At 44.1% G+C, this 16,012-nt stretch carries 14 protein-coding genes; 2 read left to right on the plus strand and 12 right to left on the minus strand.

The genetic code is table 11. The annotated features are described in order from the left end of the window. The 9 genes from EZE20_RS24620 to sucC all read right to left on the minus strand — a co-directional run. A partial coding sequence (locus tag EZE20_RS24620) for an Rpn family recombination-promoting nuclease/putative transposase (protein ID WP_165933433.1) occupies window positions 1-116 on the minus strand: 116 nt, incomplete at its 3' end. A 68-nt stretch (window positions 117-184) separates the two neighbouring features. Next, window positions 185-1,684 (minus strand): flotillin family protein, encoded by a 1,500-nt coding sequence (locus tag EZE20_RS07110; protein ID WP_132115983.1) that lies wholly within the window; start codon window positions 1,682-1,684, stop codon window positions 185-187. A 12-nt stretch (window positions 1,685-1,696) separates the two neighbouring features. Further along, on the minus strand, window positions 1,697-2,263 hold the full coding sequence (locus EZE20_RS07115) for an NfeD family protein (RefSeq protein WP_132115985.1): 567 nt from the start codon (window positions 2,261-2,263) through the stop codon (window positions 1,697-1,699). 287 nt (window positions 2,264-2,550) lie between these two features. Continuing rightward, window positions 2,551-3,864 carry a peptidoglycan DD-metalloendopeptidase family protein gene (locus tag EZE20_RS07120; RefSeq protein WP_132115987.1) on the minus strand — a complete coding sequence of 438 codons (1,314 nt, stop codon included), beginning with the start codon at window positions 3,862-3,864 and terminating at the stop codon, window positions 2,551-2,553. A 261-nt stretch (window positions 3,865-4,125) separates the two neighbouring features. Continuing rightward, on the minus strand, window positions 4,126-5,907 hold the full coding sequence (locus EZE20_RS07125; RefSeq protein WP_132115989.1) for an SGNH/GDSL hydrolase family protein: 1,782 nt from the start codon (window positions 5,905-5,907) through the stop codon (window positions 4,126-4,128). Window positions 5,908-6,003: 96 nt separating this feature from the next. Beyond that, window positions 6,004-6,480, minus strand: a complete 477-nt coding sequence (locus tag EZE20_RS07130) for a Dps family protein (RefSeq protein WP_132115991.1) — start codon at window positions 6,478-6,480, stop codon at window positions 6,004-6,006. 134 nt (window positions 6,481-6,614) lie between these two features. Beyond that, window positions 6,615-9,335 carry a TonB-dependent receptor gene (locus tag EZE20_RS07135; protein WP_132115993.1) on the minus strand — a complete coding sequence of 907 codons (2,721 nt, stop codon included), beginning with the start codon at window positions 9,333-9,335 and terminating at the stop codon, window positions 6,615-6,617. 125 nt (window positions 9,336-9,460) lie between these two features. Then, complete coding sequence (locus EZE20_RS07140; protein WP_132115995.1) at window positions 9,461-9,991, minus strand: DUF4269 domain-containing protein; 531 nt, start codon at window positions 9,989-9,991, stop codon at window positions 9,461-9,463. Between the two features lie 102 nt (window positions 9,992-10,093). Further along, the gene (gene sucC / locus EZE20_RS07145) at window positions 10,094-11,317 is read right to left on the minus strand and encodes an ADP-forming succinate--CoA ligase subunit beta (protein ID WP_132115997.1); all 1,224 of its coding nucleotides are present in this window, start codon (window positions 11,315-11,317) and stop codon (window positions 10,094-10,096) included. Between the two features lie 141 nt (window positions 11,318-11,458). Between sucC and EZE20_RS07150 the strand changes: the two genes are divergently transcribed. Then, window positions 11,459-12,121 (plus strand): ABC transporter ATP-binding protein, encoded by a 663-nt coding sequence (locus EZE20_RS07150; RefSeq protein WP_132115999.1) that lies wholly within the window; start codon window positions 11,459-11,461, stop codon window positions 12,119-12,121. Between the two features lie 288 nt (window positions 12,122-12,409). Here the strand turns inward: EZE20_RS07150 and EZE20_RS07155 are convergent, their stop codons facing one another. The 3 genes from EZE20_RS07155 to EZE20_RS07165 form a co-directional block, all read right to left on the minus strand. Beyond that, window positions 12,410-12,862 carry a hypothetical protein gene (locus EZE20_RS07155; protein WP_132116001.1) on the minus strand — a complete coding sequence of 151 codons (453 nt, stop codon included), beginning with the start codon at window positions 12,860-12,862 and terminating at the stop codon, window positions 12,410-12,412. Window positions 12,863-13,040: 178 nt separating this feature from the next. Next, window positions 13,041-14,672: a chaperonin GroEL gene (groL, locus tag EZE20_RS07160; RefSeq protein WP_132116003.1), complete on the minus strand. Its 1,632-nt coding sequence runs from the start codon at window positions 14,670-14,672 to the stop codon at window positions 13,041-13,043. Between the two features lie 66 nt (window positions 14,673-14,738). Further along, window positions 14,739-15,038, minus strand: coding sequence for a co-chaperone GroES (locus EZE20_RS07165; RefSeq protein ID WP_132116005.1), 300 nt, complete (start codon window positions 15,036-15,038; stop codon window positions 14,739-14,741). 226 nt (window positions 15,039-15,264) lie between these two features. Between EZE20_RS07165 and EZE20_RS07170 the strand changes: the two genes are divergently transcribed. After that, window positions 15,265-15,972, plus strand: a complete 708-nt coding sequence (locus EZE20_RS07170; protein WP_132116007.1) for a hypothetical protein — start codon at window positions 15,265-15,267, stop codon at window positions 15,970-15,972. The last annotated feature ends 40 nt before the right edge of the window (window positions 15,973-16,012 follow it).

The raw sequence follows: 16,012 nt of genomic DNA on the forward strand, positions 1-16,012 counted from the left end.
AGGATCTGTGCGACTTCCCCGGGAAGGTATTCCTGCAAAAATGCGATGGCCAGTTCTTTTTGGGAAAGTAAATCCTTTACAAACTTGTCATGAATGTTGGTAATCCGCTGGGGCATGGGAGAAGGAGGGGTAAGAAAAAGTATCGAGGTAAGAAACAATACCCCGATACTTTTTAACAAATAACTTATTGATTTAACTCTTCTTTTTTTTCTGCCTCGGGTCCTTTGAGGTATGTTGGCAGATTTAGACCGGCCATATTAAACAGATCGTTAAGTGGCGGCACGGTTTTCATCATGCCAGAAACAAAATTGGCCGTTGACGATTGGCCGTTTTCCTGTTGTCCGCTCCCTGAATCCCATACGGTAATTTTATCAATTTTAATATTTTTGACCGCTTCAACCTGAGTTTTTACCAACTCCGGTAGTTTCTCGATCAACAATAACTGGAAGGCCTTGTTAGGGTCACCGCCAGCGGCTTCTACCACCTGCTTATAACCTTCTGCCTGTTTTGTAAGTATTTCATATAAACCTTTTGCTTCGGCTTCCATTTTTGCAAAAATCGCATCGGCTTCCCCTTTGGCATTTTCCCTTACGGTTTCTGCCATAGCCTGAGCTTCAATAATGGCCCGCTGTCTGGCAATTTCCGCCGGGATAACAATGTTGGCAATCTGCGTGGAGCGTTCCCGTTCTGAGCGCGCCATTTCCGCCCGTTGTTCGGCAAGGTACGATTCTTCCAGAGCTTTGGCTTGCTGTACTTTCTCGGCAGAAATTGCAATACGCAAAGATTCGGCTTCTTTTTCACGGCGTAGCGCCTCCGAATTTGCAATCGAAATTTTAGCTTCATTTTCACCCTGAATAGCGATGGCATTGGCCTCCGAAATTTTGACTCGCGTATCACGTTGCGCTTCTGCTTTACCAATCGTTTCGTCTTTGACGGCCGTGGCAATGCTGATTTCTTTGTCTTTTTGGGTAATCGCAATCTTTACATCACGGTCGCGGTGCGTTTCGGCAATCTGCGTATCTTTTTCCCGGTCTGCAAGGGCTTTGCCGGTCTCTCCAATTTTTTCCTGTTCGGCCACGCTTATTTTGGCTTCATTAATTGCTTTGGCGGCTGCCTCCTTGCCCAACGCTTCAATATAACCCGACTCATCTTTGATGTCGGTTACGTTTACGTTGATCAGTTTTAGGCCAATTTTACGAAGCTCACTGTCTACGTTTTTGGAAATATTTTCAAGAAATTTATCCCGGTCGGAGTTGATTTCCTCAATGGTCATTGTGGCAATAACTAATCGCAATTGCCCGAAAAGTATGTCTTTTGCCAATTCCTGAATCTGCTCTGATGAAAGACCCAACAGTCGTTCGGCAGCAGTATTCATGCTGTCTGTTTCAGTAGAGATTGCAATCGTAAAACGGCAGGGAACATCCACACGGATGTTTTGACGGCTTAGGGCATTGGTCAAATTGGCCTCAATTGACAAAGGTTTGAGGTCCAGAAAGGCATAATCCTGAATAACCGGCCATATGAAAGCTCCGCCGCCATGAATACATTTGGCCGAAGTGCCACCGGTACGACCATAAATTACCAGTATTTTGTCAGACGGACAGCGCTTGTAGCGGGAAATCAAAGCCGTAATAGTCGCAAAAACGACTACGGCAAAAACGACGATAAGAATAATTGGAGTCATTTGTAGTAAATATTAGAGGGTTTCAACTAATAAGAGGCTGTTGTTTTCAATAGTCAATACGCGAACCAATGAGCCCGAAGGTATCTTTTCCTGATCTGTAATAGCATCAAGTTCGCGAAGGGAACCATTTACGTGTACCAGAATTTTACCTTTACCGCTTTTATATTCAGGAATTGTCAGGTATACTTCTGCTGTTTTATTCAATGCACTACTTAACTGAAAAGAATTATCTTCTGCTAATTTTTGCAGTTGGGTGATTGTAAAAAAGAAGAAGTACACAAAGAAAAGTCCAATCAACACAGCTACTGAAAGGAGCACGAGAGGCGATGAAAAGGAGTAAAACAGGGATATTCCGGACCAGCTGAATCCCAGAAGAAAATTGATCAAATTTCTTAACGAGAATAGTTGGAAAGGAGCATCAACGGTATCAAAATCGCCATCAAAATCCGCCCCAATTCCATCCAATGCATCTGTGCCCAGGAAGGTCATCGCTGTTTGAATAGTGAAAATAAGGGTGGTTGGAATGGCAACGTACCAAAACGTTTTGAGCAAAGGATCGAGGGTTTCAAAAATTTCCATGTTCGAAGGTGGTGAGAGGGTGAATGTAATTTGGGTGGTTTTTTAAGGTTGTTTTACATATCCATGTTGTTTTAGTTTAATTTGATTTTTGAATTGTTCAATTTTCGGGAAAAATACACCAAAACATAATAAAACCCATGCAAATAGTTACCTATGAAAAAAATCAGGTTCAAAAGGTTATAAACCCTTATGAACCTGATTCGTAGTTTTGAAATATTAAAAGGATATAGCTGGAATAAGGCGGGTAATTAAGCCAGGAGTTAACCCGACTTTAACTTACGAATTAATTAAATGGATGATTGATCGGCTTTTTCTTCTTTAACAGCCAATCGATTTTCTAGCTGAAAAGAGGCATCCATGGCAAGCATTTGCTCCAAAATCTGTTCTTTGGCAGCCGTGAAGGCAACCTGATGCTTCGGTTCTACTGGTTTTGCCAATGGTAGTTTTTCTTTTAAAGCATCTACCTGCCGACCATTTTTCCAGAACCGAAAACAAAGATGTGGCCCGGTGGATAGGCCTGTACTCCCAACATAACCAATGGTTTGGCCCATACTCACACGCGCGCCACGACGAATTCCTTTGGCAAATTTGGACATGTGAAGGTATTGGGTCGTATATGTTTTGTTATGGCGAATCTTTACATAAATACCATTGCCGGCGGCTCGGGCAGCTTCCAGTACTATGCCATCGCCTACACTTCGGATTGGTGTGCCTCGCGGTGCGGCAAAGTCGGTGCCAAGGTGAGCTTTGAAGCGTTTCTGCACCGGATGAAACCGCCGATTGGTATAGCGAGAACTGATGCGGCTGTATTCAACCGGCTCTTTCAGGAAGGCTTTTTTGAAACTCTGCCCGTCCTGATCAAAGTAAGCGATACCGTTTCCCTGATCAAAACCGATGGCGTATAAGGGAGTACCGTTATGCTCAATATAGGCTCCTTTCAGTTGACCTTGCTCAATGGTTTTACCGTTAATTTGTTTTTCCTCGAAAATTAATTTAAAAATATCTCCTGCCTGAATATGATTAAGATCCAGACGCCAGGCATAAATATCAGCAAGCTGATCCACAAGCCCGGGAGTTCCGCCAGCCTCAATAACTGATTGATAAAGCGAGCCGTGGATCTCTCCCACAAGTTCGCGCTCGACGGTCTCAACCTTGCGCTGATGAAGTGTAACGGCGAGGCTATCTCGCAAATCGTAGATTACGTATTCGGTTTCATTGGGTTCATAGATGAAATAACGGGCCGTACGGACTGAGTCTGTGGAATGAAGTAACGTGTAGCGTTGATTGGCCCGTATGCGTCGCAGAGCAAATACCGACTGCGCTTTTTGGGCCAAAGAATGAATCGTTGCGGTACTGATATTGTAATTTGATAGGAGCGTTGACATGGTTTCTCCTGACAATATACTGCCTTCCACTACTTGAAGAGAATCAGTCGAAATTCCATAAATTTTGGGTGCGGGCGGAACAAGTTGTTCTTTGGGTAAAAAATCAGATCGATTGGGGGTGAAAAATGTCTCGCTTAAATCAGCAAAATAAGATTGAGCGATGATGAATAACAGAAGTGAAAATACGGCTGCGGAGATAGTCAGTCGTTTGGACATCAGCTACAAAAAGTTATAAATGTTTGTTTTCAACAAAGTTACAACGACTAAGCTAGTGAATTATTCCCCGGATATCCAGTTTTTAGTTTATTATAACTGTAAGATTCTGATTGAAGTAGAATTAAACAAAAAAATGGGTACTAAGAAAATGCCTCTGAGAATCTTAGAAGCCTGTTTCTGCACCCATTTTCCATGAAAATACTTCCTCAATAAACATTTGGTTTTTAAACTGATCCTGTATAAATACAAAATCAGTTTAAACTATCTATTGTTGTATTGGTTACTCAATAGTCGATATCCGTCGGCATTTGGATGCAATCCATCGGTGAAAAGAGTTTCATTTATAGTGCCATCCGGTTTCAAAAGTACTTTGCCTGCGTCCAGATATTTTACTCCCATTTCCCGGGTCAATGCTTCAAGTTTTTGATTCAGAGCTACTACACGTTTTTCTTCTTTACGGCGTGGATACACACCCGTCATCGTAAGAGTAGCCGTTGGTTGCCGGTGCCTAATAGCCTCGATCAGCATTCGCCAACCCGTCAGAATTTCTTCATCCGTATTTAGATGAAAATTATTGGTTCCAATCATTACATAAATCTGATTTGCTTCATATCCATCGAGTTCTCCGTGATAGATTCGCCAGAGTACATTTTCAATTCGGTCCCAGCCATAGCCCAGGTTTCGGGTGTTTTGTGGGTCAAAAACTGCCTTCCACGAATCTGCGCCGCGCCTATGCGGACCCTCCGGCAGGCCGCCCCAAAAGTGTGTAATTGAATTTCCAATCATCAAAACCTTCGGCGGATTTTCCTGATTCATCCGTAGAATTTCCCGGTGCCGGGTATCCCAGTCATAGTTGTCGGGTTCACGCATTTGAATGGTCGGTTGGGTAGTAGACACTGTGCCTTTCGGTTCATTTAGCAACGTCCTCAGTTTTTTCTCATAACCTTCTGCGTAGCGCATCATGCCTAAATCATTGGGATGAGTGCCATCTACCATGCTTTCGATGTCTTGCTCAAAATCCTTTTTTGAAATGAGGTAAAGCTCTTTAACTCCCTCGCCTAAAAGTTGGGAAAAAGCTTCACGCAAAACTTCATTAGGTTCGGCGTAGCGTGGACCGCTGATCGGATTGATGGCTTCGTCGGTGTAGCCTGCGTGTTCGGCCAGAAGAATTGGCGTAGTTGGATGTTTTTTGCGGAGCATACGAACAGCGTTTAAAATCCGCGTTTTTACCTCAGCCAACGGATAATCCTCCCGAACGACGAGATTGGGCAGACAATCCAACACAAAAACCCTGGCATCAATTTCTGCAACCATTTCCAAAATTTCCGGTTCCAGTCGCCCGTTTCCCGAAAACCCAAGGTTGATAAGTGGATGATCCAGCTTTCGGGAAACAATCGTAGGCCAGGCCATGCCGGGACGTGAGGCGCAGGCGCCCTGCGCAATGGAAGTTCCATATATTACCAGCGGTTTATCCGTCCGGGCGGGTAAAGCAGAAAATTGCGTATTTTCAGGCACTCCAATTTCCAGCCATTTTACAGAATTATAGAGCGGAAGGTACAACCGATACTCACGCCCGCGCTTGTGGTAGTTGTCATTGGGTTTTAAATTCCGAAAGTGGTATTCAATCGTATCCCCAAATGTATACTTTGCTGTGGCCCACTGCCAGTTGCCATCGCTGTCGCGGGCATATAGATCCAGGCCACTGACACCCGTAGCGGGCATGTGTGGCAAGGCATGACGCCCCTCCACCACGTATCGGATTTTGATCTGAGCAGCATCGGACCTAAAGCGTAACATGAGCCCGGCCGACTGTCGGGAGAGGTTCCAAACCGGCGTGCGTACATTTCCTTCTGCCCGGCCCGGCAGGCGATCATAAAAATTTCTGACTCCTTTGGGCCATGCCTGCCCTTCGAGCACTGGAAAAGTTGCTGAGGTCGGATTCCACCAGGAAAAAGGTGGAACCGGATCGGCAGTTTGCGCCCAAATTGCCGAAGTTGACGTAAGAAATAGGATTAGAAAAACTTGGATAAAGGGGCGTTTCATAAAAATAACAGGCTTCTGAAAGTATATACTACCCCTCAGAAGCCTGTTATTCTAGTTTTCTAACGCCTTGGACTGGCAAAGTGGTTAAGCGTAGATTTACTTACTTAAAAAGGAAGAGTACATCCACACTAGTTTTTCCTGTGCCCGTATATAATCACTCATCAATGCATTGGTACCTTCATCTTCGGCGTCGGCAGAAAGTGCCAGAAGTTCACGTTGGATTAAAATGGTTGCTTTGAATGATTTCAAAATATCCTCTACCGCCTTTATGCCGTCCGATACTTCGGAACTTTCAACGATTTTTGAAGTTTTTGCGTAGCTCGAATAATTATGAACAGGCGAGTAGCCCAAAGTAAGAATACGCTCAGCGATCTCATCAATTTTTAGCAGCAAATCGTTATATAATTCTTCAAATTTAAGGTGAAGTTCAAAAAACTTTTGACCCTTAATATTCCAATGATATCCACGTACATTTTGGTAAAAAATGGAATAATTGGCTAGTAATTCATTGAGTTTTGTGGCTAGTTCTTCCGACTTGGCGGTATCAAGTCCTATCGCATTTAGATTTTCCATAGGTTTGGTTTGTATGAATGAAACGTACTATAATCAAAACAAACGAAAAGCCTAAAAGATTACCCGGAATTTACCTGCAAATTGATATTCAAACGATTGGGAGAAGAATTCCAGGAAATCTTCTCCCAATACAACTAGTTCAAGCCTAACGCCCAGCCGAGATATACCACCCGGCCCATTGCGGCGGAGCCGTAAGCAGATAGTGCATTAGCGTTGGTGAGGTTGGTTCCCCCAAGACGGACAGTACTGTTTAGACCTGTCAGTTTATAGCCAAGCTGAGCATCAACGGTTCCATAAGCCGGAATTTCGCCTTCGTCGAAAGGCATAAAAAAGGTAAAGCCCGTTTGGTAGCGATAGTTGGCACTATACGTCAGTTTTTGATGCGTGCCGCTCAATCCCAGATTTACTTTGTGAGTAGGCGTATTGAAGCCCAAAATCAAGCCTGAAACGTCGTCTTCATTGATGTGTGCGTAGGTATAGTTGCTGTACAGATGCAGGGCACGGTTGGTGTAATAATCAACGGCAAGAACAACACCCTGAGTTTGAACCTGTTGTTCAGCATTTGCCCACACCTGAATCAGTCGTCCGCGCGTACGGTCATTGGCAGGTTTGGCAAAATCGCCGGTGGCAGTTGGAAAAGGCATACCTTCTACGGCCAAACCGTCTTCCCGGCCATAAAACCGCAGTGTGCCGATAAAGTCCTGATAGCGGGCTCGGTAGTAGCTTGCGTCGAGGTAAAGTCCTTTCAGGAGTTGTCCTTTGTATCCAATTTCCCAGGTATTAGCCTGTTCGGGCGATAGGTTTTTTATAGTTTGAGGTTTCAAAAAATCAGGATTTGGTTGACCGTTCGGTAAAGTAGAAACCGCGTTTAATCCCTGAAACCCCCGATCAATATTTCCCTGCACCAGCAGCGAGCCAAAGTCCAGATAGATGTATTGATCCAACTGAGCGGGCTGACGATACGCCTGCGCATAGCTGAGCCGAAGTACGTGTTCCCGATTTTTACCCAATGCGTATACGCCTGACAATCGGGGAGAAAATCGGGTGCCAAAATTCTGAAAATGATCTAAACGTCCGGCAAAGGCCACACGAAGACGATTTTGTAGCAGATCCTGCCGAATTTGGCCATACACACCGCCTTCCTGATTTACAATCTGATCGCGAAGTAGTACCTCATTTGTACCGGGTTTTATCGGCGATTTATCTCCATCGGCCAGCAATGTTCCAGCCGATTGAAGCTGATGTCTACGAAAAGAACCCCCCGCTACTACGTGCGTTGTGGATGTTAGCTGCCATTCTTTTTGCGTACTCAAATCCCAGAAACGCGCCGTGTTGGCAAAGGCTGCGCCACGTACCGTGCGCGCACCGTTAATTTCGATACTTCCGACGCCATTTACTATCTGTTGACGCAGCGTTTCAAACGCTTTGCTATTGACCGGCAGTAGCGACTGTGCAGACAATTGTGAAGCGAGTTGCTGAGCCTCAGCAATGCCCAAACCTCCCGGAATCTGTTGCGGCAGACTAAACAGCGAAGGGGCATCTCCCGTTGGATTTGGGGCATAAATTCCATTTAAAGTTGTATTGGCAGGCAAGCCGTTGGTACGTGCAGCAGTAAAGACCTGATTCCATAGTGCAAAGTAATTTTGGCTGTATGTAGGGTACCTTCCACCGGCAGCAGTGGTGCCCGGGGCCATCACGCTACCCATGATTCCATTGCCGAGGGAACTTAAATCATACGCTTTTCCACCGTAATCATACACCGTGTAAGCCCTTACAAACCAGCCTTTTCCAGAAAGTTCGGCCCGGTGTAGGTCATACTGCATGGCCCGTTGAGCATATCGACTGCTGCTTTGGAAAATCCCGTTGCTAAACGTGTAGCGGTATTCATAGACCAGCTTTATACGATCATTAATTCGGTAATGGAGAGAAGGATTGATTCGGATATTTCCAGCTTTGTAGCTGTTACCGAGCACCGTAAACAAATCGCCGGGGGCTTTGGCCCACAGCATGTCTGCTTCTGAGTAGCCGGGTGTATAAATCCGAAAAGGCTGCCCATTGTTGAGGGCGGTCAGGGCCGGAGTATTTACCGTAAGTCCGCCATCGCCATACCGATTTACGGCATTCCAGCCAAGTGGTGAACCCGTAGCATTGTTGGCAGGATCGGCCCCGGCCAGACCTCCTGAGGTTACACGATTGATTGCCTCTTCACCCTGAGCTACGAATTCGTCAGCAGAGAAATAATTTGCATTCAGCTTGAAGGCTAATTTTTTACCAAAAACCTGTGCATAGCGGAATTGAAGATCAATCAGATTACGATTTCCTCCACGTACTGAGGCCGTCACACCTGGTGTTTCAAATGGGTCTTTGGAATGCATCAACATCACACCATTCAGGGCATTGGACCCATACAGCGCAGAGTTTGCGCCATGGACGATGTCAACGCTCGCCAGATCGAGGTCCGAAATACCGACCCAATTGCCATAGTAGAGGGAAGCAGTAGGAGAGGTAACATCTACAAAATCTGCTAGTTGAACTACGCGCTCAGCTTTATTGCTATTAAATCCTCGGGTGCTGAAACTTGTAATTAACCAACTCGACTGACTCACGTCAATTCCCTTGAACCGCGAAAGACTAGAAATCAGATCCGTGCCCGGAAATTTTTGTAACTCAATTGAAGGGATATGTTCCACCGTGACGGGACTTTCCATCACGCGCTCAGCAGTTCGCGAAGCGGCTATTGTCAGCTGATTAAGCGTACCACCGTCCCGTTGTGCGGTGCTATCAGTTTGAGCCCAAACGGAACCACAGGCCATACTGGCCAAAAATACAAATCCTGCTTTGTAACGAAAATCCATGAAATGTCAATTTGTTTCGGACGGCAAAGATAGGTATTGGACAAATACCATAAGATGATTGCCCATAAATCTCAAACAAAAAAGACCTGAGAGGAGATTGGTAAGTTTGTTTAATGTATTGTAATTCAACGGGTCATATTCAATAAGGCAAGGTAAGGGTCACCTTCCAAATGTAGCAGTTTGGCAAAGGCGGGTTCGGTTTTCCAGCCTTTACTTTTTAATTCTTTTACTTGTAATTTGAAAGGTTCTCCATATTTTTTCAAAAGGTGGTCTTCAATTAACAAATGTTTATACGCTTCCTGCTGATCGGTTGGTCGATTTTGACCAAAAATTTCTACCGGAATTTCATCCAGGTAAAAACGTGCAAGGATGGTTGGACGTTTATTGATTGTATAAGATTTTACAGAAAATCCAGCAGCAGTTTGCCAATTCTCATAAATTAATTGTTGAAAAACGGAAGATTCCTGAAAGCAGCAAATGATATCCAAATCACTTGTATCTGTATCAATATCCAACGGGATTGTACCCGTGAGAACCGGCGAAAAGGGGCGTAAAATTTCAAAAATGTAATTATTGGTAAGCAACTCAAATACTCGCTGCTGTTTTTGGGTGCCGTGGGCAAGGTACGAAAGATCAAAAAAAGGACGCTGTTCCATGTGTTTTCCGAAGCCCAGGGTTCGTTAATCTAATTTTTACAAAAACGGGGTGACTTCTGTGCAGAAGTCACCCCGAAGGTAATGATGTATGCAAATTACTTCTTACACGCCTAATTCTGCCAAAACCTCAGTTACACGAGTTGCCGCTTCTTTGAATTCAATAGCTGAATAAACTTTCAGACCGGATTCATTGATGATACGGGCACCTTCTTCGGCGTTAGTTCCCTGCAAGCGAACGATGATCGGTACCGGAATTTCGCCAATAGCTTTGTAGGCTTCAACCACACCAGCCGCTACGCGATCACAACGTACGATACCGCCAAAAATATTGATCAAAATTGCCTTTACGTTCGGGTCTTTCAGGATAATTCTAAATCCTGCCTCTACCGTTTTGGCATTTGCCCCACCCCCAACATCCAGGAAGTTGGCCGGTTCGCCACCCGACAACTTGATAATATCCATGGTAGCCATGGCAAGTCCGGCACCGTTGACCATACAGCCAACGTTTCCGTCAAGTTTTACGTAATTCAGATTGTTGGCTCCTGCCTCAACTTCCAGCGGATCTTCCTCACTGATATCGCGCATTTCGGCTAGTTCCGAATGCCGGAACAGGGCGTTGTCGTCAATATCTACCTTGGCATCAACCGCCAGGATTTTGTTATCGGAGGTTTTTAGAACCGGGTTAATTTCAAACATCGACGCATCGCTCTCGGAGTAGGCGCGGTACAAAGATCCGATGAATTTAACCATTTCTTTGAACGCTTCACCTTCCAATCCCAAAGCGAACGCTACTTTACGAGCCTGAAATCCCTGCAAACCAATCGATGGATCAATCCATTCTTTGATGATTTTTTCAGGAGTATGCTCAGCAACTTCTTCAATATCCATACCGCCTTCGGTACTTGCCATGATGACGTTGCAGTTACGGCCGCGATCCAGCAAAATGGATAAATAGTATTCTTTGGGCTCACCAGGACCGGGGTAGTACACATCTTCCGCAATCAGGACTTTATTTACCTGCTTGCCTTCGGGGCCGGTTTGGTGAGTAACGAGAACTTTACCCAGCAAATTCTTGGAAATTGTCCGTACGTCTTCCACCGATTTTGCCAAAGCTACTCCGCGTTGGTCACTGCCAACGACTTTTCCCTTTCCACGACCACCGGCGTGAATTTGAGATTTTACCACGTACCACTTGGTACCGGTCTGTTCGCTGAGGTTACGTGCTACTTCAACAGCTTTATCGGGAGTGTCAGCAACGACTCCTTCCTGAATCCGTACCCCGTATTTTTTCAGAATGCTTTTACCTTGGTATTCGTGAATATTCATGAGTATTGTAGTAAATTGGTATTTTCACGGCAAATTAACGAATAATTCAAAACGACGGATAGTTTTCAGCGGCTTTTATGCAGAATGAGTTGCGGGACTTTCCTAGGTTTGATTTTTAGGCTCATCATTTTAATTGACAGCATGACATTACTTACAGCGCACGGTATTACGCGCAGCTATGGTTCCTTACAGGTATTGAAAGGAATTGATCTTCAAATTCAGCAAGGCGAAATTGTGGCTATCGTGGGAGCTTCAGGAGCGGGAAAGAGTACTTTGCTACACATTATTGGTACGCTCGACCGACCAGATAGCGGCTCGGTCATCATTCAGGGAACGGATGTTTCGGCTTTGCAGGAAAAAAGTCTTGCGCAGTTTCGCAACGAGCGCATCGGATTTGTGTTTCAATTTCACAATTTGCTTGCCGAATTTTCTGCCCTCGAAAATGTATGTATGCCGGGCTATATTGCCTCAAAAAAATCAGAAAAAGAAATTAAAGAACGGGGTGCTTTTTTACTTGATTTACTGGGGCTTTCGAGTCGTATGGATCATTTGCCTTCGCAACTTTCCGGTGGGGAGCAACAGCGGGTAGCCGTAGCAAGGGCTTTACTTAATAATCCCGCCATAATTTTGGCCGATGAGCCAAGCGGCAATTTGGACTCCCGAAATGCCGAAGATTTACATCGATTGTTTTTTAAACTGCGTGACGAATTAAATCAAACCTTTGTCATTGTGACCCATAACGAACAATTATCTGAAATGGCCGATCGCAGGATTATGATGCGGGACGGATTAATGGAGATTTGAACTGCCAAAAGGGTGAGATAAAAAGAATGGAACTTAATTAGGTTAAAACGGTTATATAATCAACTTCTTTCCAGGACATTCTTTGTGCGTTTTTTGTCAACATAAAAATATTCTTAATTGGCATTTGGCTTTTTTTGAATAGAGTACAGATATTTTATTTATACTTGTGTGACTTAGGAATGTTCAAAGCGTCCTAAGTTAGAAGTTTTTCATAACGTTGAGTAAATTAAATAGCCGCTCCGAATTTTTTCGGGCGGCTATTTCGTGTTATCAATACTATTTTTAGTCCTATTCAAGAAAGAATTTGGCTTTCACCACAGCTTCGGGCCGAGTCTCTATGTTCAATACCTTTAAGACCTGTTCGGCCTGAATTGGTTTTGTACTGCACATCCGCATATTTCCTTTTTCATCAAAGACCCATACGTTAATTCTATCGGGTTGGTACCGAAATTTCTGTTGCAGAAATAGTTTGTTAGCTTTGGAAAGCTTGTTGGGCAGTTGCACAAGCACAATTTTTTCTTTGCGCAAAACCTGTGTGTAAGGATGTAGCACATTCAATTGCTCCTTGCTCAAAAGTGGCTGATCGTCAGGAGTATATACTACAATCAGTTTTTCGTCCCATACCTGTTTTTCTTTCAAAAATTCTGGAAGGGTAGCTACTTGTCCAAAGCTATACGTGCTCATAAAAATGGTCAGCAGGGACAGCAGGGTTGGGATCAAAAATATAGGTTGCTTTTTCATAGCTACATTACTTTAATGTTATCTCAATATTAACTAATTGTTAATTTTAAGAAATACACAAAAGAAATGCAAGCTTTCCCAATTATTTTTTGTAATAGGGTTTTCAAATATCCAATAGCTACAAAAAAAGCACAGGCCGAAAGACCTGTGCTTTACTTCTATTTCCGAAAGGTGCTGATTACATCATGCCGCCCATGCCACCACCGTGTGGCATTCCGCCGCCACCCTTGTCTTCTTCGGGTTCGTCGGCAATTACACACTCAGTAGTCAATAGCATGCCTGCAACTGATGCAGCATTCTCTAAGGCTAAACGAGTTACTTTTTTAGGATCAATAATACCTGCTTCCAAAAGGTCTTCGTAGGTATTGTCTTTGGCGTTGTAGCCATACGCACCCGTTCCTTCTTTAACTTTCTGAATCACTACTGACGCTTCACGGCCGGAGTTGGACACGATGGTACGTAGAGGTGCTTCAATAGCGAAGCGGATAATGTTGATACCAGTGTTTTCGTCGTCGTTGTTTCCAACAAGTCCGTCCAATGCTTCTGAAGCACGGATCAGCGCTACACCACCACCGGCAACTACGCCTTCTTCAACAGCTGCACGAGTAGCATGCAGGGCATCGTCCACGCGGTCTTTCTTTTCTTTCATTTCGGTTTCAGTAACGGCACCGATGTAAAGAATTGCTACACCACCTGACAACTTAGCCAAACGCTCCTGAAGCTTCTCACGATCGTAGTCAGACGTTGTATTTTCGATTTGCGCTTTGATTTGGTTGATACGGCCCTGAATATCTTCTTTCACGCCGTCACCGTTCACAAGTGTTGTGTTGTCTTTGTCGATAATTGCTTTTTCGCAGGTACCCAAATAATCCAAAGTAGCGTTCTCCAATTTGAAACCACGCTCTTCACTGATTACCTGTCCGCCAGTCAGGATTGCGATGTCTTCCAGCATAGCTTTCCGACGATCTCCAAAACCTGGCGCTTTTACGGCAGCAACTTTCAAGGCACCACGGATTTTGTTAACAACCAATGTTGCAAGTGCTTCACCATCAACGTCTTCTGCAAGAATGATCAATGGACGGCCGGTTTGAGCTACTGCTTCAAGTACGGGAAGAAGTTCTTTCATGGAAGAAACCTTCTTTTCTGAGATCAGAATATAAGGACGATCCATTTCAACTTCCATTTTCTCGGTGTTTGTCACGAAGTAAGGCGACAAGTAGCCACGATCGAACTGCATACCTTCTACGGTCTTCACTTCGGTTTCGGTTCCACGAGCTTCTTCTACGGTGATTACACCTTCTTTGCCTACTTTTTCCATGGCCTCGGCAATCATATTACCGATTTCCTCGTCATGATTGGCAGAAATAGTAGCCACCTGAGCGATTTCCTTAGAAGTAGAAATTACTTTTTTCTGAGTTTCGAGGTTTTTAACAATCGCTGAAACAGCCTTGTCAATACCGCGCTTCAAATCCATTGGGTTAGCGCCAGCCGCTACGTTCTTGATACCGATACCATAAATGGCCTGGGCAAGTACAGTAGCAGTGGTAGTACCATCACCTGCCGAATCAGCAGTTTTAGACGCTACTTCTTTTACCAGCTGAGCACCCATATTTTCCATGGGATCTTTCAGATCTATTTCTTTGGCAACGGTCACACCATCTTTTGTAATGGTAGGTGAGCCGAATTTTTTATCAATAATAACATTGCGGCCACGGGGTCCGAGGGTTACCTTAACGGCGTCGGCCAGGGTATCTACTCCGCGTTTGATTTTATCACGAGCTTCTGAGTCGAAAAAAATTCTCTTAGACATAGTGCTGATTAATTAATTGTTTTACTTGATTTTACAGATAGTAACATAAAAAATGCGTTACCAGACTTATGCTTCGATGATAGCAAAAATGTCTGATTCACGCATGATGAGGCAATCTTTGCCATCAACGGCCAACTCAGTGCCAGAATACTTTCCGTAAAGGACGGTATCACCCACTTTCACGGTCATTGGCTCATCCTTCTTACCGGGGCCTGCGGCAATTACAGTTCCGCGTTGTGGCTTTTCTTTTGCGGTATCAGGAATAATAATACCAAAGGCTGTTTTTTCTTCGGCGGGAGCTGGCTCTACCAGAACCCGGTCTGCTAAGGGTTGTACGCTCACTTTTTCTTCGGTTAAAGTTGACATAAGAATTAACGGTTTAAAATTGTTACAAACTTTCATTTGATATAATAGGTACAGGCATATTCTGTGCCAGCGCAAAACTCTGTCATTTTTTCAGTTTTAGGCTGACATTCTGGATAGACTGCTATTGAAAGAATATTGTTGCTTCTGAATCATATTTGAGAAAATATAGTTTGGTGTTTAATGATTTATGTGTATATTTTACCCGTAAATCAATCATTCCTTATCTATGACAAAGCTTTCAAGCCAGTGGCTTACTGACGGAATTCTGGATTTTGAGTACAAAAAATATGTCTTACTGGCATATTTACAGCATGTGAAAAGCGATTTTAGCAACCAAATGCTTTTTCCGCATCTTCCCCAACTGCATGAACATTACCAAAGTAGTTTGTCCATCAGGCAAAATCAACGCTCGCTTCGGAAGAGTTTTCCTAAAAGCCTGACCGATGTGGACTGGAAAAGATTACAATTAATTTATAAAGAAGAATACGAGGACAGTCCTCACCTGGAAGAGATTAACGGCATTCTGGAATTTGCAATTCCACGCTTTTCGGAAACATTGCAGGAAGGGAAATCACGGCTGGAAGAAGTACAATCAGCTTTGACAATTGCCCCGGTAGGGATTATTCCCCTGCGTTCAGACGAAGGGTATCTGTTCATTCATCGGACAAAAAGTCGGGAGCTAAGTATTTTTCGCTATCAGATGACCCTTTTTGATGCACAAAAAGAACGAATGGTTCAAACATACCCGGTTGACTCGCTGCGTAAAAGTGTGCATTCAACCTACGAAAGTATGAAGGTAGAGTTGACCCGCCGGTTCACCTATATGCCAAATCCTGCTACTTATTTGGTGGAGTCGCCCGCCGAATTGCCAATGGATGAAACTTTACTACCGGTAGCAAAGAAATTAATGATCCGGTATATACATGCGGGATAAAGCAGTTTTAAGCTAAAATCAAAAAATCCAGCCTATATAG

It is taken from the genome of Arundinibacter roseus (assembly GCF_004348825.1).
Classification (GTDB): Bacteria; Bacteroidota; Bacteroidia; order Cytophagales; family Spirosomataceae; genus Arundinibacter; species Arundinibacter roseus.